Raw genomic sequence first — 17778 nt, 5'->3', positions numbered from 1 at the left:
CATCAACTGACTATTGCGCAAGCTCCGTGGCACTCTCAACCTATGGTTGATAAAAATGCACTACGCGCCGCTTTCAGCTCGCGCCTACACGAAGCCCTCGACGATGCCGGCGTACGCAGCCGGGGTCGTGGCGTGGACATCCATCGTCAGTTGAAGAGCTTGGGGGTTGATAAGACCACGCAGGCCGTCAGCAAGTGGCTGAATGGCGAAGCCATGGCCGAAGCTGACAGTATGGTTGTGCTCTGCTCCTGGCTGAAGGTACGCCGAGAGTGGTTGGAGTACGGTGTGCTGCCTAAAGAACAGACCGGTGAAAGCAATGTTCGCCAACTGACCGTTGGTGAAGATAGCAACGTTAGCGAAGTAACACAGCGCTTTGGTAGGGTTCCGTTGATTTCTTGGGTCCAAGCAGGAGCTTGGTGCGAAGCGATCTCGAACTTTGAGGCATATGATCCCGACTCATGGATTTCCTGCCCTGTTCCTATCAGTAACCATGGATACGCACTGAAAGTCCTTGGAGACTCAATGACGAACCCAGGGCCAGGCCGTAGCTACCCAACGGGCTGCATTATCTTTGTAGATCCTGAGGCAGAGACCAAGACGGGTGACCGAGTGATCGCTAGAGTTCCGCGTACCAATGAGGCTACGTTCAAGATTCTGGTCGAGGATGCTGGACGGCAGTTTTTGCGACCAATCAATCCGCAGTATCCAATCATTGATATTACGGAAGAGACGCATATTTGTGGAAAAGTAGTTGGCTCATTCATCCCTGAATAGAACAAAAAACCAAACAACCTGCAATTAAGTCTCAAAATCTAATAAAGCACACCCCCTTCGAAAGCCTTCATCCAAGAGGGCTTTTATATAGCAAGCAGGACAAGCCAGCATATCAAACAGACAAGGAAATCCATGATAACGCCCAGCATGTTAATTAACGACAAACGTCTGACAGCATTATTTAGCGATAAATCCAGCTCGTACTGCGCATTACAACTTTGGTTACTTCAGACCAAAAAAGATTCAACAACCACTACAACCCTGCTATACGGAAGAGCGTTACCATTCAATCATTCCAGCCACGAATGGAACATCCCTAAAAAAGACAACTTTAAATCAATCGATGGCACACCAGCACAAATACTTACCTTATCTTTATACTGCACACCTCCCACACTAAAGAAAGTTATCGAAGGCCTTACTTCAAACAAAAACATCAGCACCATAACTTCAGAACTATCTATCAACTCCAATGACAAACTGGAAGAAAGAGTAGGTGACTTTAGACTCCCCAGCAAAATAAACTCTAGACCAGTCACTTTTCTTGCAATGCGAGAAAGTAACTATAATGAACAAATGAAGAGCCCCCATGGAGCAGCCTCTGCTTTCAGTGCGGCGCTTTCCCCTGAAAGCAGGACAACCATTTTCAATCTAAATACCTCCTTCAGTCCAGAGTTAACGCAATTCATTATACACCGACTAAACAAAGATACAGGAATGAGATTCGAGCACCAAGACTCTTCAAGACTAGGAGATCTAGAACTACTGGTCTTTCCAACTCTTGGTAAATTTGAGCAAAACCTCCTCCTGACGGAGTGGAATAGAGAAACGGATCAACTCACGGTCAAGCTCGATTTGAATGGTATTATCCCACCAACAACTGTATCGCTAGCAATACGCTTTATAAATGACGAACTAGTGGTACATGCTGAATTAAAAACCGAGACCGCTAAATCCAGCACCATTGAATTCACAATCACCCCACCCTCACATGTTAATGAGATAACCGACCAACTACACTTTGACATCTACGTACTCAACACAGAAGAGAATACTAGCCAGCTATACTGCAGTTATGACGCACACTATCTAAGGGCAAATACGATACTCACACGCAGCAGCACAGTTTCCGGTAATAAAATCCAACTCGACTGGTTAACAAACACTACAAAAATATCTCCAAAAGACAAACGCATAACTGCTATACAGTCCGTCAGCCAAGGATCCCGCGCAACAGTAACCACCTATAATAATAATCCTTCAGATCCTTGGGTTTCGATTAATCGAAAAATACGCTCATTAGTAAAGGAGGTGTTCCCTGCACCTTCAGAAGGACAATTTTTTCAGCGCTTTAGAGATGGAACCGGGGAAGGAAGACTTGAGCTTTCAGAGTGGATAACCAAAATATTTGGCCAGTATCAAGAGCATCAAATTATAATATTCGACCCTTACTTTGAGGACGCCGGGGTATCACTTCTGCTGCCGAAATCCAGCACAGGGAGTGAATATATTGTATTAACCATGTTCGAAGCAGGCAAATCTGAAGAGCGGATAGATAAAATCAAGCAGTGCTACGATCAGATAGCAAAAATAACTCAACCAGTTAAATTCCGACTTTATGGATTCCCTAAAGATTTCCTACACGACAGATACATTCTTATATACGAGAGCGGAGAAGCTATAAAAGGATACCATCTTTCAAACTCTCTTCAGAATGCAAACACAAGACACCCACTATTAGTAACCCCAATACCTATTGACACACTTTATAAAGTATCAGAATACGTACATGAAATACTGAGAGATCCATCTTGTTACTCAGCCCCGCAAACCGCCCCTCTATTATTCGACTCTGAAGACCGCAAAAAAAATAACACAATACAAGCCAAATATGAACCTCTTAGTTTTCTTTGCACACCCAGTGCGGGACTCTCAATTTCGGCATGGACCGGTAACAATATCTTCTCTAACCTTACCAATGAAAGCCTATTAGAAACCCTGACTAGGCTTGGGTATACAACTGAAGAAACAATAAACATAAGTAAATTCAACTCCCCGAAACTCTTCTTTGCGTTCATGGCTACCACAGAGGATTCAAAATTTTCAGAACTTTGGGAAGTAGGGGCAAACATTCTAGCACACACCCCTGCAGGAGAAAAATACAGGAATCTATCAAGCCCTACAAATTTAACAAACAAGTTAAAATCCCATCTCCAGCGTCAAGCCGACAAAGCCCCCCCCTCCGAGAGCGAAGACCTTCAAGAGTCTTACACTTGCAGCTATTTAAATACGCCAATTGAAAGCTTGATATTGCACGCTCGCAACTATGACTTCTCGCGGACAATGAAAAACCGCGCATTAGGCTGGGGAGACTACTATGCAATCAAGATACTGTGGTACAAAAGCCCCGACCTGCTTTTGGATCTAATTGAAGAGTTCTCCCATAAGCTCACCGGATCTAAAAGCAGACATTACAACGCACTTCTTATGCGATCAATCTGTACACAAGCACTATCTGAAATATCCCTCAGTTGCGCTATTGGGATTCTGAATGTTACCCGCATCAAAAAACTTATATCGAGAGACACCGCCTTACTTAGATGGTTTGGATATACCGGACTAAACAGTGTAATTTCCGAAAAACCTATCCACCTTTCCATTGCCAATCGAATAAAACAATCCGAGCAAAAACTCATTATAGGGTGGCTCGTCAGCACCAACAGTTTCCGTAAAGACACTGAGCCCCACTCGTTCGAAAAATCGGTCGAGCTTCTTCTCAGCAAATATCCAACCGCTCTTTCCACTATCCAGACAAGAGAAATAATAAATAATTTACGCGGCCATATGCATCAATTGAGCTATAGCTATCCATGGCTTATAGAAAACATACTAAACCCTCTGATTGAAAGCGATAGAATTAGCTACAACGACGCATCAAAAGTATGGCAAGACGAAGTAATGAGTTTAATTAACGAACGAGCAGACGGCAAAACCAGCCTATTCAGCATAAAACACCAGGGTGAAACGACAGACTATGCAGCCTCACTGTATGCAAAGTGCACTCTCGAGTACCAGACGCAATCACTCGAAATACTCACAAGCAAACTTGAAGAACTAAATAAAAAAATCCAGAAACCCTTAGCAAGCACAAACAACTGGACCTCTTGGGATAACAATTTGAAAGCGTGCTTTTGGATATATGGTTATTTAAAGTGGACAGAGTATTACCTACCACATGACAGCCTATTTTCGAACAAACTAGACATCGCGATAAAAAGAGCGTGGGAAATTAGCTCAAGAAGATCGCTAGATGAATGGAAAAAACAGGATTATACCGGTGGAGAGTTTTCGATTTTTCTTCAGGATCGAGATCCGCCTATGGAATAGCTCAATCTGAAGACACAAAAAATCAACCAATGGTTGACATATAGCAACCACTGGTTGATATTCATGCTTCCTCTCCACCACAGAGTGAAGCAAAATCATGCACACCATAGCTACCCTACACGTCCATCCGGCGGCGACTGACCCGTCCCGCGTCTTTGAGATTCGCCGCTTAGCTCGCGACTCCGGCTGCGCATTTATCGGCACCAAAACCAAACCACAACGCGAGCCCATGCCTGCCCCCTTCGATCCAAACGATGGAGGAAGGGCAGCATGAGCAAGTTCAAACTCGACAACCGCACCCTGCAATTGCTCAACGCCCAGGTCAATCTGAGCGAGACTTTCAATCACACGCTACGGTCGACACCACAGCGCGAAGCCCTGGCGTTCCGCCTAAAAGTTGAACGCAGCAAATCTGACACCCTCTTCACTGTCGAGCTGGGCAGCGAGCGCCACACCCTGACCTTGCAGAACGAAAAGAAGATGCACCTCAAACTGGCCGACTTCATTGAAGAGATTGCCAACGGCCCCTTCGATTCCAGCAACACCGCCGACCTGCTGAACATCCCACACGCCAACCGCCAATACGCACGGTTCGATACCGAGCATAAACAACGGGTGTTCGAGCTGGTGCGTACTGGCGGTGTCGTGAGCCTCGACATGGGTTTTGAACTGCCCCTTCACGTTGCTATGCATCGCACCAAAACCCGCTCTGGTGTCACCGCCATCATGAGCATCGGTGTGAAAAGCCCGCGCACCAAGTGCTTCACCGTGTGCGGTAGCGACATTGAGATCTACGAGAAAGTGGCCGAGTCCATCAACCACCTGGCTGCGGCAGCAACACCTGCCGCGCACGCAGCTTGAGGGGGATGCCATGGAACGCACACTCGCCCAAGCAGCCGCCCAGCTCGGACTCACACGTCCCAAGCTGATCAAGCTCATGCGGGAAAAAGGTCTGCTCAATGATCGAAACCTGCCGACTTACCCATCCCGCGACCGTGAGTTCCTGCGAGTCAAGGACGGTAATTGGTATCACGAGACCGCCGGCATGCAGTACAGCCAGTCAACCCGCGTCAAACAACCTGGCATGCGCTGGCTGGCCGTGCAACTGGGGCTGGAACTACCCGCCATCCCGGTAAACGACCGTGACGTGGCCTAGGGAATACGCCCGCCAGATCGTCGCCATGCGCACACGCGAGGAGCGCAACGCCGCGCTTCTCGAAGTGCCGGAGCATCTGCGGGAGCTGACCAAACGCCACTGCCTGAACGCCTGGAATCACCCGGCAAGAACACAACGCAAGGAGGCTCAACAAGCCAATGAGTAACGCAAGCCAAACCCCGCTGCGGCTACAACCCGCACCGGAATCAGCCACCGTCGAACTGCTCTACCGCACCTTCGGCGACGTGCTGATCCCACTGGAAAAGGTGCGTGAGCAGTACTTCCGCAACCTCAACGAGCAATCGTTCGTGGCCGAGATCAATAGTGGACGGATTCAGCTTCCCATCACCACGCTGGACACCAGCCGCAAGGCGCCGAAGTACGCACACATCCGGCATGTCGCCTCACTGATCGATATCCGTGCCTACAAGGCCGATGAAGAAATGCCGCGACCGCAGGACGAACCCACCGAGTAAGACCACCACCCCGAACGGCTGCCACCACCAGCCAATCGAAACCACCAGGAGCACACCACATGACTGCAATTCAAATCTGCGCACTGATCGGCATCATCCTCGGCGCCGCCCTTATCTACTGGATCGGCTACCGAGGCGGCTTGATTGATGGTCGTTTCGAAGGCGCCGAAGAAGGCAAGAACATCGAGCACGCAGCCAGCGCAAAGACCATCCGCGAACTTGAAGCGTCCCTTCAGTTCCTTCGTGCCGACCATACGCACCTTGCGCAGCTCTGTAAAAAGCTCAGGACCGGTCAGACATTCGGCGCCGATGAGCGCCAGACCCTACTGTGCATCGCCGAAAAGCTGAAGCTCGCCGCTGATACCTTCCGCGCCATGAGTTCGAAATCCCAGGCTATACAAGCCCTAGAGCTGCGCGACAAAGCCCTCAGCATGGCCGCACTGCTGGAGCCAGTAGCCCAGGAGCGCGCAGCATGAACCGCGCCCTCCCGATGCTACGACTGACGCCGCAAGCGGCCGGTGTGCTTCAACAGCAACACACCAAAGCCGCCAGCGAACTGCGCGAGCTGACCCGCTACAGCAAGGAGTTCGACCGGCAACTGAAAGCATGGATCGGTTACGACGCTCTGCGCCAATTGCACAAGGACACCAGCAACGCCCTGCTGCTGACCGACTTGGTCAAGGAGGTCGCATGACTCAGATCCTCACCCACACCGGCAAACGCTTCGACGTAGCCGACCCATGCCCCGACCTGATCGACCCGCGAGACATTGCCCATTCGCTCGCGCACCTGTGCCGGTTCAATGGCCACACCCGCGAGTTCTACAGCGTGGCCCAGCACAGCTGCATCGTCGCCGACCTGGTGCCGGACGAACACAAACTGGCCGCCCTGCTCCACGACGCCACCGAAGCCTACGTCGGCGACATGGTCCGACCGATCAAGGAGAGCATGCCCGCCTTCCAGGCAGTTGAGTCCTGGGTGTGGGAAAGCATCTGCGACCGATTCCTGCTCGACCTCGATCTGCCGGCATCCGTCTGCAACGCCGACCTGATAGCGCTGGCCACCGAACGCCGCGATCTGATGCCAACCGACTCGGCCATCTGGGAGTGCCTGATCGGCATCGACCCCATGGCCGAAACCATCCGCCCATGGTCCGCCACCGAAGCCCGGCTCACCTATCACCAGCGCCTGATGGACCAACTCGCTATCGAACACCGGAGGAAAGCGGCATGAAGATAGATCTGCACACCACCGAAACATCGACCGCTTTGCTCTGCAACGCTAACGACGTCGACACGCAAAAAACAAAGAGTCTCTGCTGCGCAGCAGCAGGCATTACTGCTTCTATCAGCGCCACTGCCGAGGCACTTATACCCCACGAAAAGCTGCGCGAGGCAGCCACACCCGATGCAACGCTAATCGCTCAGGATCGCCCGCCCGCGCAGCCTGTTGTGGGGTATACGCGAACCAAATCTCCAGAGCTGCTAGCTCCGCTAATGATGATCCAAATCCGGGAGATCTCATGAACACGCTTTTTCTACTTATGGCCCAATATGAAGGCAGAGCTGTAATCCCACTTGATCGCGTTTGCGCCGACTACATGAACCTGACAGTACAGAGATTTAAGGAAAAGCAACTGGCGGGCGAAATTGACATCCCGATAGTGCGTCTGGGCGCACGAAGTCAAAAAGCGGGGCTCGGCATCCACCTGAAAGACCTAGCTGACTACATTGACCGACAGCGGGAGAAAGCTACCCGTGAGCAGGCGCAGCTGATGGGGCGCAAAGACTAACCTCCAGCAGAGATACGAATCAACTCTCAACTCCTTGAGCAAGGACAAAAATTTCATCGTATGGTTGGGCGTAGCCACCCTAACTGCAAGCCAAACGAAAAAGGGTTAACACATGGTCTTTTTTATACATATAGAATATGCATAATGACAACATTCAGAATTCAGTATGACCAGGCGAAAAACGTCACGAACAAGAAGAAACATAAGGTGAGCCTGGCAGATGCCGAGCCCGTGTTTTACGACGACATGGCCCTTGAGCGTGAGGACAATGATCATGATGAAAAGCGGTGGATTATCATGGGGCAAGACGCCTGCGGCCGTGTACTCGTCGTTGCCTACACCTACCGCGAGCCAGATTTCGTTCGCATCATCAGCGCACGAGAAGCCTCCAAAAATGAACTGCGTCAGTACCTGGAGGGTTGACCAATGAAAGAAGAATACGATTTCAGCACAGCCAAGCGTGGCCCAGTTGCGAGCAGCAAAGGCAAAACCCGCATCACCATCATGCTTGATGACGACGTGATTGAGGCCGCTCGCGAGTGCGCCGAAAGTGCCGGCACTGGATATCAAACTGTCATCAACAACCTATTGCGTCAGACCCTGGTAACTCAGACTGCCCACAAGCTGGCACCAGTAGCCCGAAAGCGGACCCGAATAGTCAGACCCTACGCAAACGGCATTACCCGGTCCGACGTGAAGGACCTAGAGAAACAGCTAGCCGCTATGACTGAAGAATTACATAAAATGATGGATGCATCTAAACCCAGCAAAGCCAAGGCATCAGTATGAACTGAGAAACTCCGATTACTCAGGCGCAAGGCACTGTCTCAACTCAGTGCCTTCAACCACGCCCACCCAGCATAAGGGTCACCACGTCCTCGCAAATGTGTATACCGGCGCATAGAGTTCCAATCTCGATGCCCTGAAACATTCGACACCCTCGGGATATCCCAATCCATCTCAAACAACCGACTCACCCCATCATGCCGCAAGTCATGAAAATGCAGATCCTCAATCTCAAGGAAGTGGCACGCCCGCGTAAAGGATGCCGACACTGATTTGCTGTTGTAGGGAAAGATCTCCTTTTCCCCCTTGGGCATGGAGTGAATAATCGCCCAAGCCTCATCAGGCAGGTGACACCACACATTGTTGCCGATTTTCTGCCCAGGATTTTTCATGTCCCGCACCAAGACAGCCTGCCGAGTTTCGTCGAGATCCTCCCAAAAAATCCGCGTGATCTCCTCCTGACGGCGTGTCGAGAAGATCGCGAAGGCGATTATCTTCGGCATGTGGATCGAGTCCGGGCGACGCGTCAGCATCTCGAAGAAGTGCTCCATCAACTTGTCCAACTCATCGAGCGTCGGACGGCGATTGCGCTCTTTGCTTTTGCTGACCATGCCGAGCTTACGCAGCACCTTGCGTGCGTCAGGCATAGCATGCGGGTCAACCTCATACCCCCACGCAGGCTTAGCTATGGACAGCACTGCCCCCAAGTGCGAAAGGTCATTACCGACCGTCTGCGCCTGCACGCTGCCACCCTCCTTACCCATGCGCCATTGGGCGAACTCAACCAGATTCTGACTGGTGAGTGATGAATCATTCACCGCACCCAACCAGGTCTCACCAATTGCCGTGAGCGTGGCACGCTTGGTCTTGCCCAGTGGCCGGAGTTTTTCGTATTCGTCCAGGTACTGTTCGATCATCTGTTTGATCGTGACGCCCTTGCGGTTCGCCCGCTCAATCGCACCAGGCTGCGCCAGTTCAGTCTCACGTCGCTTGATCCAGGCCTGGGCGACCTGCTTGCGGTCGAAGGTTTGGCTTTCCTGATAAACTGTCTTCCCATCCCGATTGATCCGTATTTGCGCCGTATAGGCCGTCGAGTTGTCCTTGCGTTTACGTGATGTGATCGTGCCCATTTCCAGTTGCTACATTGCTGAATTCGCTTGCTACATTGTAGCAACCGACTTCGAAAAACAAGGGAAAATGGGTAAAAACCGCTGTATAAAAGATCAGTATCAATGAATTTCGAAAAAGCTGAAGCCCCAGTAAACACTAGCCACTCCCGCCCTGAGCTGTCCCGTCGCTTCAGCGTTGCGCCGATGATGGATTGGACCGATCGCCATTGCCGTTTCTTCCTGCGCCTGCTCTCCAAGCACGCTCTGCTCTACACAGAAATGGTCACCACCGGCGCGCTCCTCAATGGCGATCACGAGCGTTTCCTCCGTCACAACGAAGCCGAACACCCGCTCGCGCTGCAGTTAGGCGGTAGCGTCCCAGCCGACCTGGCTGCCTGCGCACGCATGGCCCAGGAGCACGGTTACGACGAAGTGAACCTGAATGTCGGCTGTCCGAGTGATCGGGTGCAGAACAATATGATTGGTGCGTGCCTGATGGCGCATCCGGTGTTGGTGGCGGAGTGTGTGAAGGCGATGCGCGATGCGGTGTCGATTCCGGTGACGGTGAAGCATCGGATCGGGATCAATGGGCGGGACAGTTACGCGCAGTTGTGTGATTTCGTCGGGACGGTTCGGGATGCCGGCTGCACCAGTTTTACCGTGCATGCGCGGATTGCGATTCTGGAGGGATTGTCACCGAAGGAGAATCGGGACATTCCGCCGTTGCGCTATGACGTGGCGGCGCAGTTGAAGACGGATTTTCCGGAGCTGGAGATTATCCTCAACGGCGGGATCAAGACGCTGGAGGCCTGTCACGAGCATTTGCAGACCTTTGACGGCGTGATGCTGGGCCGCGAGGCGTATCACAATCCTTATGTGATGGCTGAGGTCGATCAGCAGCTGTTCGGCAGCACGGCGCCGGTGATTTCACGGGCCGAGGCGCTGGCACAGTTGCGGCCTTATATCGCCGCGCACCTGGACGCTGGCGGTTCGATGCACCATATCACTCGGCATGTGTTGGGCTTGGGCACCGGTTTTCCGGGGGCGCGCAAGTTTCGGCAGTTGTTGTCGGTGGATATTCACAAGGCTAAAGAGCCGTTGGCATTGCTGGATCAGGCGGCGGAGTTGTTGGAGGGGCGTTAACCGTCACTCCGGTTGAACCTGTGGTCTGTTTTGACATCGTAATTAGCGGATAGCGCCGGGCCTTTCAAACGCCTGTTCTCAGGTTGTTACCGCCCAGGCCGTTGTTACGCATTTGCGCCCTTGAGTGGCTGTCAGCGCTCGGGTAATGTCAACAGACCCACAGGATAGAGCACGCTCATGACTTCCAAGCTGGAACAACTCAAACAATTCACCACCGTAGTGGCCGATACCGGCGACTTCGAGGCAATCGCTCGCGTTAAACCGGTGGATGCCACCACCAACCCTTCCCTGCTGCTTAAAGCGGCGGCCATTCCTGCATACGCCAATTTGCTGAACGCCTGTGTCAGCGACTGCAAAGGCGACGTGGGCCTGGCCAGCGACCGCTTTGGGGTCGCGGTCGGTCAAGAGATTCTGAAAGTAATTCCGGGGCGTATTTCCACTGAAGTGGATGCGCGCCTGTCGTTCGACACTGACGCCGTATTGAAACGCGCGCACCGTCTGATCGAGCTGTACGAAAAGGCCGGCATTGGCCGCGACCGCGTGCTGATCAAGATCGCGTCCACCTGGGAAGGCATCCGCGCCGCCGAGAAGCTGGAACGCGAAGGTATTCAGACCAACCTGACGCTGCTGTTCTCCTTCGCCCAGGCGGTTGCCTGTGCCGAGGCCGGGGTGTTCCTGATTTCGCCGTTCGTGGGCCGCATCTACGACTGGTACAAGAAGGCCAACGGCAACGACTACACCGGCGCCGACGATCCGGGCGTGCAGTCGGTGACGCGCATCTACAACTACTACAAGGCCAATGACTACAAGACTGTGGTCATGGGTGCGAGCTTCCGCAATCTGAATCAGATCGAGCAACTGGCCGGCTGTGATCGCCTGACCATCAGCCCGGACCTGATCGAGAAACTGGCGGCCGACACCGGTAAGCTGGAACGCAAGCTGGCGCCAGGCCACTCCGGCGAAGCGCGTCAGAGCCTGACAGAAGCGCAGTTCCGCTGGGCGTCGAATGAGGACGCCATGGCGACCGAGAAACTGGCTGAAGGTATTCGTCAGTTCGCTCGTGACCAGGAAAAACTTGAGGCGCTGCTGCAAGCCAAGCTGTGATCTGATCCAGGCAAGCGCAAAAAGGGCGAACCCTCACAGGTTCGCCCTTTTTTGTGCGCTGATTTTAGGGCTGCTTCGCAACCCAATGGGAGCAAGCTCCCTCGCCACAGGTCCAGCCTTGCCTCAGTGACGCTCCAGGGCGTTCACCAAGTCATGGAATGCTTCGCGGTTGGAGTCGTTCAGGCCCATGAGGATCTTGTGCGCTTCCAGCACCTTGATCCGCACCACTTCTTCGGACTGATCCTGGTCAGGCAGGTCGGTCAGGCATTCCGGGCACGGAATCGGCCGGTCAACGATGTTGAACACTTGCTCGAAGCCCATGGACTCCAGCAGCCGCGTGATGTCTTCGTGGGTGGTGACGACGGTCGGCAGCAGGCCGACCTTTTGCCGCGACATGATCGACAGCTTGGCCAGCAGGCCCAGGGTGGTGCTGTCGATACTGCGGGTTTCGGTCAGATCGATCACGATCGCGTTGAAATTCAACGCGCTGAAGATCCGCTCAATAGTCGCATCCAACGCCGAACACAGGGTCAGGCGAACTTCACCGACGAACTTCAGGACGAAGGTGCCGTCCTGCTCGGCGAACTGGATTCTACCGGTACTCATTAAAGATTCCTGCTCAACACCAACAGGGCGATATCATCCGGCATCTCCCCTAGCGTGGCCAATCCAAAAACCTGCCGCAAGCCATCCAGGCTGCCGCCCGCCGTTCTTACCCGTTCAGGTAAGGCAGCCTCTTTCTCTTTGAGTGTAGGTTCTGGCAAAAGGTCCAGAATGCCATCAGACATCAGCGTCAGACTGAACGTCGGTGGCAGCTCGATAACGTGGTCTTCGTAGGTGGCTTCATTGAACAAGCCCACCGGCAGGCCGCGCCCTTCGAGATAACTCACACTGTCTGGCGTGTACAACACTGGCAACGGCAGGTGTCCGCCGATGCTATAGGTCAACAAACCCGTCTCCTCGTCGATGACTCCACCGACCATCGTGACATGTTTGCCCAGCTTACAGCTGATCAGCCCTCGGTTGATATGACCAAGGACCTCTGAAGGGGTGAATTCCGGCAAGGTGCCGTTGCGCTTGGATTCGAACAGCAAGCGCGTGGTCATGAATTTCAGCAGCACGGTCACGAATGCCGATGAAGCGCCATGGCCTGAAACGTCCGCCAGGTAGAAGGCTACCCGGCGCTCGTCGACCCGAAAGTAGTCAACGAAGTCGCCCGACAGGTACAGAGACGGGATGATCTGGTGCGCGAACTTGAACTCGTCGATCGCCCAGGGACTGACCGGCAACATGTTCATCTGCACCTGGCGCCCGGCGTTCTGGTCTTCCTGCAACAGGTTCAGGCTGGCTTCGAGCTCGCGGTTGGCGGTTTCGAGTTTTACCCGATAGCGCTGGTTTTCCAGCAGCAGGCGCGCACGATCCAGAGCCCGGCGCACGGAGTGCTCGAGTACGGCCAGATCTTCCAGCGGCTTGATCAGGTAGTCCGCGGCGCCCAGGCGCAAGGCCTCGACGGCGTCGTTCATCACACCGGCACCCGACACCACGATCACCGGCGTTTGCGGCGAAAGGTCGGTGACCTGACGAATGAGTTCAAGCCCGCCCATCTGCGGCATGCGCAGATCGCAGATCACCAGATCGGGTTGGTTTTTCTTGAAGACCTGAAGCCCCTGCTGGCCATTGCTGGCCTGAAGGACGCTGAACCCACTGTCTTCCAAATAGGCCGCGAGACTCGCGCGTACTACTTCGTCGTCATCGATTATCAGCAGCGTGGCACTGGTTTTTTGCATGTGGGCAAACGGCGCCAGAATTAGGTTGGCGTAGCTGGCAGGGCATTCGGCCCGGCACACACTACTGGATTCGCTTTCTAGCCTCTCTGTCGCACCGCTTTCGAGCATTTGCCCTACAAGCGTGTTCATCAGAGGTGCCCTTCTAAGGCGCAGACGGTACTCCCATCCGCGAGGCGTTTCAAGCTCACGCCGATGGTCATCAGGCGTCTTTACATCGCAAATCACCGGGAGTTATAAGAACAGCCAAAACCGCAACACAAAGGAAGGATCGAGCCCATGAGCCAAAGCGATCGTGACTACAGTGAAAAGCGCGACTACATCCGCATGCGGGTCGATGCGGATGTCACATTGATTCACGCTGGCGATTTGATTCCAGCCGTCTGTATCGACCTTTCCAGCAGCGGTATGCAGGTTCAGGCTGCCCGTTCGTTCCAGGTGGGCGACACGCTGAACGTACGCATCGATTCCGAGCATGCCGCGCTCAAGGGCCTGGAAGCCGAGACCGAAGTGGTCTGGGTGGCTCAACAGGACGCTGGCGGTCAGAAACTTGGGCTTACAATCCTGAAAATGAATTGAGCACGAACTCAAACAAAGAAGGCGGCCAAATGGCCGCCTTCTTGTTGTTGCGTGGGTGACGATTTAAAAATCGTCTTCCACCTTGCCGTCTTTGACCTTGAATTCGCGGTTCTGCAGGTAAGCGTTGCGAATGAAGATGTATTTGTCGCCGGTGATCAGCTTCTCGCTCGACAACAGGCTGGCACGGGTGTCGATCACGCTCATGCCAAGCGCCATATTGCGCGCCGGAATGTCGTTCATGTAGCGGTAGGGTTTGGCGTAGGTATCGACGTATATGGACGGTGCATCACGCACCGTGCTCGGGCCGAAGAACGGCAGCATCACGTAAGGACCGCTAGGCACGCCCCAGTGGCCAAGGGTCTGGCCAAAGTCTTCGTCATTACGTTGCAGGCCCATTTTGGTGCCCACATCGAAGAACCCGGCCAGGCCGATGGTGGTGTTCATCAGCACGCGAGCCGTATCGACGCCAGCGGCGCGCGGCTTGGCCTGCAGGATGTCGTTGGCCAGGTTGCCGACGTCACCGATGTTGCGGAACATGTTGTGAATGCCGTCCGAGAGAAACGTCGGCGTAATGAACTGATAGCCCTGAGCAATCGGCTTCAAAGCGTAGGTGTCCAGTACATCGTTGAACTTGTAGATCGGACGGTTAATGCTTTCCCAAGGGTCATCTTCCGACGCCGCCTGGGCAGCGAACGGAACCAGCAACACACTGGCACACATACATAGTCGAGCTAGACGATTGCTCCAGCGCATAGCAAAAAACTCCTTGGACCGTACTGGCGCGGGCCTCAATACCCGGGCGATAAGCGCGCTAGTATAAGGTGGATAAGTATTTTTAGGCAGTCACCCGTGAACCGGTCTTGGTGTGGCCGCTTCATCCCGATGTCACTCAACTGTCACGGGGCATCCCTAATCTCCGAGATTATTTCAGGGACGTAGAAATGCCCCACGCCCAATCCCTCCCCCAGAGCATTCCCAACCCGACCGCCGTGCTCTTCGGTCTCAGCGGCTGTCTGGTGGATTTCGGCGCCCGCAGCCGTCAGAACAACAACGACACTGCTGAACGAGCGCACCTGACACCGGGCGCCCTGGAAGCGCTGAACCGTCTGCAACTTCAAGGCATTCCGTGTGCCTGGCTCGACGAGTTGCCGCACGCGCAAAGTCTCGCGCTGGCCACTTCTCTGCCGGACTGGATCACCGCCAGCCCGCACACGCTGAACGTGGGGCAATGGCCGTCCCCCGATGCGTGCTGGCAAGCCTTGATGGCGCTGAACATCGATCGCCTGGACGGTTGCGTGCTGGTCAGCGGCGAACCGCGCTTGCTGCAATCAGGTCTCAATGCCGGGCTCTGGACCATCGGCCTCGCGTCCTGCGGCTCGCTTTGCGGGATGACACCCAGGGAGTGGCAAGCCTTGAGTCAGCAGGAACGCGAGTTCAAGCGCGGCAAGGCGACCGTGCAACTGTTCGGCCTTGGCGTGCACTCGGTAATCGATCACCTGGGTGAACTCGACACCTGCCTGTCAGACATCGGCCTGCGCCGACACAAGGGTGAAAAGCCCTGATCGGCCGTTCTTGATCAAGATCATGCACTTCGCTCGCCAGTGGATTAATCTAAAGGCCAGATGCAGACCTTTGGCCCATCGCTGCGGTCTATGCCAGTGCCTATCGATAAAAGGAAGAACGCCATGCCTGCCCGCGAACTGCAAGAACAGCTCAACGCCCTGCGCGAGCAACTGGAGCAGAACCCACCGCTCACGCTGGAAGAACGTGAACACCTGCAAGAACTGATGCAGAAGATTGAGGCGCAGATCAAACTCGAAACCGCGACGCAGGACAGCAGCCTGGCGGACGGCGTCAACCTTGCCGTGGAGCGTTTTGAAGTGGACCACCCGGCGCTGGCCACCGTGTTGCGCAACATCGTGCAGACCCTGGGCAACATCGGAATCTGACCCTGCGAATGCAAAAAAGCCCCGCTAGCGATAGCGGGGCTTTTTCATTTGTGCGGACAAAACACCGAACTTAAAACTACTCACATTCCTTGTAGCAGCTGGCGAAGCCGGCGTTCGGCTGCGCAGCGGCCGTAAATCCAGCGTACTCGGTATTTCTGAAAGATTACGGTGTTCAATTTCACGACTGCTTCGCAGCCGAACGCCGGCTTCGCCAGCTGCTACAGTCCGTGTCGAAGCCAAATATTGTTACTGACGCACCAACCGCAGGTTCGGCAGTTGCACTTCTTCAGTGCTGCGATACGGGTTGATATCCAGCCCGCCGCGACGCACGTAACGCGCATACACGGTCAGTTTTTCCGGTTTCAGCAAGCGTTGCAGGTCGAGGAAGATCCGTTCTACGCACTGCTCGTGGAAGTCCGAGTGCTGACGGAAGCTCACCAGATAAGCCAGCAGACTGGCGTGATCCAGCGCCGCGCCACGGTACTCGACCGCGACACTGCCCCAGTCCGGCTGGCTGGTGACCGGGCAATTGGATTTGAGCAGATGGCTGTGCACGCTTTCTTCAACGATGCGCGAATCGTCGCAACGCAGCAGTTCCGGGCGCGGATGCTCGTAGTTGCTGACGCTGATATCCAGATCATCGATGCACACGCCTGGCAGCGCTACAACGCCTTCAGCCTCGACCTCGTTCAAGCTGCGAATACGCACGCCCACCGGCTTGCCCGCGGCGGCCGACAGGTCATTCACCAGCGTGGCTTCAAGGCTTTGGGTATCGGCGAACGGTGTCTGGTTCAGCGAGTTCAGGTACAACTTGAACGACTTCGACTCGATGATGTTCGGCGAGTCCGCCGGGATACTGAATTCGCCAATGGCCACCACCGGTTTGCCCGATGGCAGCAGCCAGGACAGTTCGAAGCAGTTCCAGAAATCCACGCCCTTGTACGGCAGGGTTTCAGCCGTCAGGCCCAGCTCGGCCCATTTCGCGGTGCGCGGGATCGGGAACAGCAAGGACGGCGTGTACGTGGCGATGTATTCGCTGGATTTGCCCAGCGGCGAATGTTCGGCTGCGGGATGCATGGCGGAAACCTGACTAAAGAATCAGCGGATTCTACCAGCCTTTGCTCCCGCCTTTGAGTGCTTACTGACTGACAGTCAATTTGCCGACCATACCTGCCTGATAGTGGCCGGGAATATTGCAGGCGAACTCCAGATTGCTGGCTTTCTTGAAGGTCCAGGTCAATTCGGTGGTTTTGCCCGGTTCAATCAGCACGCTGTTCGGATCATCGTGCTTCATGCTTGCGCCGTGATCCATGTCTGGCATCGAGTTGTGATCCATGCCCGCCATCGAGCCGTGGTCCATGGGAGCGCTTTTCATCATGGTCGGGGTGAGCATGCCGCCCTGTTGCATTTTCAGCATTTCCTGTTGATGCGCAGCATGCATCGCCGCATCGCCCAGGTTGAATTCGTGCAGTAACTGGCCTTTATTGATCAGCACAAAACGCACCGTCTCACCGGCTTTGATGTCCAGCGTCTTGGGCGTGAACGACATATCGCTCATGACGATTTCGACGCTGCGCGTAGCCTTCGCCGCCGGGGCCGGCGTGCCGAAGTCGTAGGTCTGTGCCGGTGACGCCCACACGGGAAAGCTTAACGCCAACAAGCAGCCGGCAAGTACCAATCGATGACGCAAAAACATGATCACACTCCAACAAGAGAAGGTTCAGCCTGTGGGAAACTCT

At 54.3% G+C, this 17778-nt stretch carries 24 protein-coding genes; 18 read left to right on the top strand and 6 right to left on the bottom strand.

The window, feature by feature from the left end; all coding sequences use genetic code 11:
• Positions 1-42 precede the first annotated feature (42 nt).
• The 13 genes from AABM55_RS10355 (at position 43) to AABM55_RS10295 (ending at position 8374) form a co-directional block, all read left to right on the top strand.
• On the top strand, positions 43-774 hold the full coding sequence (locus AABM55_RS10355; protein ID WP_347930014.1) for a S24 family peptidase: 732 nt from the start codon (positions 43-45) through the stop codon (positions 772-774).
• A 132-nt stretch (positions 775-906) separates the two neighbouring features.
• On the top strand, positions 907-4161 hold the full coding sequence (locus AABM55_RS10350) for a VPA1262 family protein (RefSeq protein ID WP_347929476.1): 3255 nt from the start codon (positions 907-909) through the stop codon (positions 4159-4161).
• A gap of 270 nt (positions 4162-4431) precedes the next feature.
• A complete protein-coding gene (locus tag AABM55_RS10345; RefSeq protein ID WP_347929475.1) occupies positions 4432-5022 on the top strand; it encodes a hypothetical protein in 591 nt (196 codons plus the stop codon).
• A 10-nt stretch (positions 5023-5032) separates the two neighbouring features.
• Positions 5033-5317, top strand: a complete 285-nt coding sequence (locus tag AABM55_RS10340; RefSeq protein WP_347929474.1) for a phage antirepressor KilAC domain-containing protein — start codon at positions 5033-5035, stop codon at positions 5315-5317.
• Complete coding sequence (locus AABM55_RS10335) at positions 5304-5483, top strand: hypothetical protein (RefSeq protein ID WP_262115759.1); 180 nt, start codon at positions 5304-5306, stop codon at positions 5481-5483. Before AABM55_RS10340 ends, AABM55_RS10335 begins: the two co-directional genes overlap by 14 nt.
• Positions 5476-5793 (top strand): pyocin activator PrtN family protein, encoded by a 318-nt coding sequence (locus AABM55_RS10330; protein WP_347929473.1) that lies wholly within the window; start codon positions 5476-5478, stop codon positions 5791-5793. The genes AABM55_RS10335 and AABM55_RS10330 overlap by 8 nt, the downstream gene beginning before the upstream one ends.
• A gap of 59 nt (positions 5794-5852) precedes the next feature.
• Entirely contained in the window at positions 5853-6269 is a 417-nt protein-coding gene (locus AABM55_RS10325) for a hypothetical protein (RefSeq protein WP_347929472.1), read from the top strand.
• A complete protein-coding gene (locus tag AABM55_RS10320; RefSeq protein WP_347929471.1) occupies positions 6266-6487 on the top strand; it encodes a hypothetical protein in 222 nt (73 codons plus the stop codon). Before AABM55_RS10325 ends, AABM55_RS10320 begins: the two co-directional genes overlap by 4 nt.
• Positions 6484-7026: a phosphohydrolase gene (locus AABM55_RS10315; RefSeq protein WP_347929470.1), complete on the top strand. Its 543-nt coding sequence runs from the start codon at positions 6484-6486 to the stop codon at positions 7024-7026. Before AABM55_RS10320 ends, AABM55_RS10315 begins: the two co-directional genes overlap by 4 nt.
• Complete coding sequence (locus AABM55_RS10310) at positions 7023-7319, top strand: hypothetical protein (RefSeq protein WP_347929469.1); 297 nt, start codon at positions 7023-7025, stop codon at positions 7317-7319. The genes AABM55_RS10315 and AABM55_RS10310 overlap by 4 nt, the downstream gene beginning before the upstream one ends.
• On the top strand, positions 7316-7585 hold the full coding sequence (locus AABM55_RS10305) for a pyocin activator PrtN family protein (RefSeq protein WP_347929468.1): 270 nt from the start codon (positions 7316-7318) through the stop codon (positions 7583-7585). The genes AABM55_RS10310 and AABM55_RS10305 overlap by 4 nt, the downstream gene beginning before the upstream one ends.
• A 144-nt stretch (positions 7586-7729) precedes the next feature.
• On the top strand, positions 7730-8008 hold the full coding sequence (locus AABM55_RS10300; RefSeq protein WP_347929467.1) for a BrnT family toxin: 279 nt from the start codon (positions 7730-7732) through the stop codon (positions 8006-8008).
• A gap of 3 nt (positions 8009-8011) precedes the next feature.
• Positions 8012-8374, top strand: coding sequence for a BrnA antitoxin family protein (locus AABM55_RS10295; protein ID WP_347929466.1), 363 nt, complete (start codon positions 8012-8014; stop codon positions 8372-8374).
• A gap of 38 nt (positions 8375-8412) precedes the next feature.
• Here AABM55_RS10295 and AABM55_RS10290 read toward each other — a convergent pair whose 3' ends face one another.
• Positions 8413-9501 carry a tyrosine-type recombinase/integrase gene (locus AABM55_RS10290; RefSeq protein WP_347929465.1) on the bottom strand — a complete coding sequence of 363 codons (1089 nt, stop codon included), beginning with the start codon at positions 9499-9501 and terminating at the stop codon, positions 8413-8415.
• A 102-nt stretch (positions 9502-9603) separates the two neighbouring features.
• On the opposite strand from AABM55_RS10290, the gene dusA reads away from it, so the two are divergent.
• Entirely contained in the window at positions 9604-10623 is a 1020-nt protein-coding gene (dusA, locus tag AABM55_RS10285; protein WP_347929464.1) for a tRNA dihydrouridine(20/20a) synthase DusA, read from the top strand.
• Positions 10624-10800: 177 nt separating this feature from the next.
• Complete coding sequence (tal, locus tag AABM55_RS10280) at positions 10801-11727, top strand: transaldolase (RefSeq protein ID WP_103315312.1); 927 nt, start codon at positions 10801-10803, stop codon at positions 11725-11727.
• A 123-nt stretch (positions 11728-11850) separates the two neighbouring features.
• Here the strand turns inward: tal and rssC are convergent, their stop codons facing one another.
• Together rssC and rssB are read right to left on the bottom strand one after the other, a co-directional pair.
• Positions 11851-12333, bottom strand: coding sequence for an anti-sigma factor antagonist RssC (rssC, locus tag AABM55_RS10275; RefSeq protein WP_054593158.1), 483 nt, complete (start codon positions 12331-12333; stop codon positions 11851-11853).
• On the bottom strand, positions 12333-13514 hold the full coding sequence (gene rssB, locus AABM55_RS10270) for a two-component system response regulator RssB (protein ID WP_347930013.1): 1182 nt from the start codon (positions 13512-13514) through the stop codon (positions 12333-12335). The genes rssC and rssB overlap by 1 nt, the downstream gene beginning before the upstream one ends.
• A gap of 276 nt (positions 13515-13790) precedes the next feature.
• On the opposite strand from rssB, the gene AABM55_RS10265 reads away from it, so the two are divergent.
• Complete coding sequence (locus AABM55_RS10265) at positions 13791-14090, top strand: PilZ domain-containing protein (protein WP_103315314.1); 300 nt, start codon at positions 13791-13793, stop codon at positions 14088-14090.
• A gap of 63 nt (positions 14091-14153) precedes the next feature.
• Here AABM55_RS10265 and AABM55_RS10260 read toward each other — a convergent pair whose 3' ends face one another.
• Positions 14154-14843: a VacJ family lipoprotein gene (locus AABM55_RS10260; RefSeq protein WP_054593161.1), complete on the bottom strand. Its 690-nt coding sequence runs from the start codon at positions 14841-14843 to the stop codon at positions 14154-14156.
• 188 nt (positions 14844-15031) lie between these two features.
• Here AABM55_RS10260 and AABM55_RS10255 point away from each other — a divergent pair, with 188 nt between their 5' ends.
• Both AABM55_RS10255 and AABM55_RS10250 read left to right on the top strand, forming a co-directional pair.
• Entirely contained in the window at positions 15032-15652 is a 621-nt protein-coding gene (locus AABM55_RS10255; RefSeq protein ID WP_347929463.1) for an HAD family phosphatase, read from the top strand.
• Positions 15653-15775: 123 nt separating this feature from the next.
• Positions 15776-16039, top strand: coding sequence for a DUF4404 family protein (locus AABM55_RS10250; RefSeq protein ID WP_054593163.1), 264 nt, complete (start codon positions 15776-15778; stop codon positions 16037-16039).
• Between the two features lie 246 nt (positions 16040-16285).
• Here the strand turns inward: AABM55_RS10250 and queF are convergent, their stop codons facing one another.
• Both queF and AABM55_RS10240 read right to left on the bottom strand, forming a co-directional pair.
• Positions 16286-17116: an NADPH-dependent 7-cyano-7-deazaguanine reductase QueF gene (queF, locus tag AABM55_RS10245; protein ID WP_347929462.1), complete on the bottom strand. Its 831-nt coding sequence runs from the start codon at positions 17114-17116 to the stop codon at positions 16286-16288.
• 61 nt (positions 17117-17177) lie between these two features.
• On the bottom strand, positions 17178-17735 hold the full coding sequence (locus tag AABM55_RS10240; protein WP_347929461.1) for a plastocyanin/azurin family copper-binding protein: 558 nt from the start codon (positions 17733-17735) through the stop codon (positions 17178-17180).
• Positions 17736-17778: the final 43 nt, after the last annotated feature.

Origin of the sequence: Pseudomonas helvetica, from assembly GCF_039908645.1 — a bacterium.
GTDB classification, from domain to species: domain Bacteria; phylum Pseudomonadota; class Gammaproteobacteria; order Pseudomonadales; family Pseudomonadaceae; genus Aquipseudomonas; species Aquipseudomonas helvetica.
This window is presented reverse-complemented; position numbering and strand designations above follow the sequence as displayed.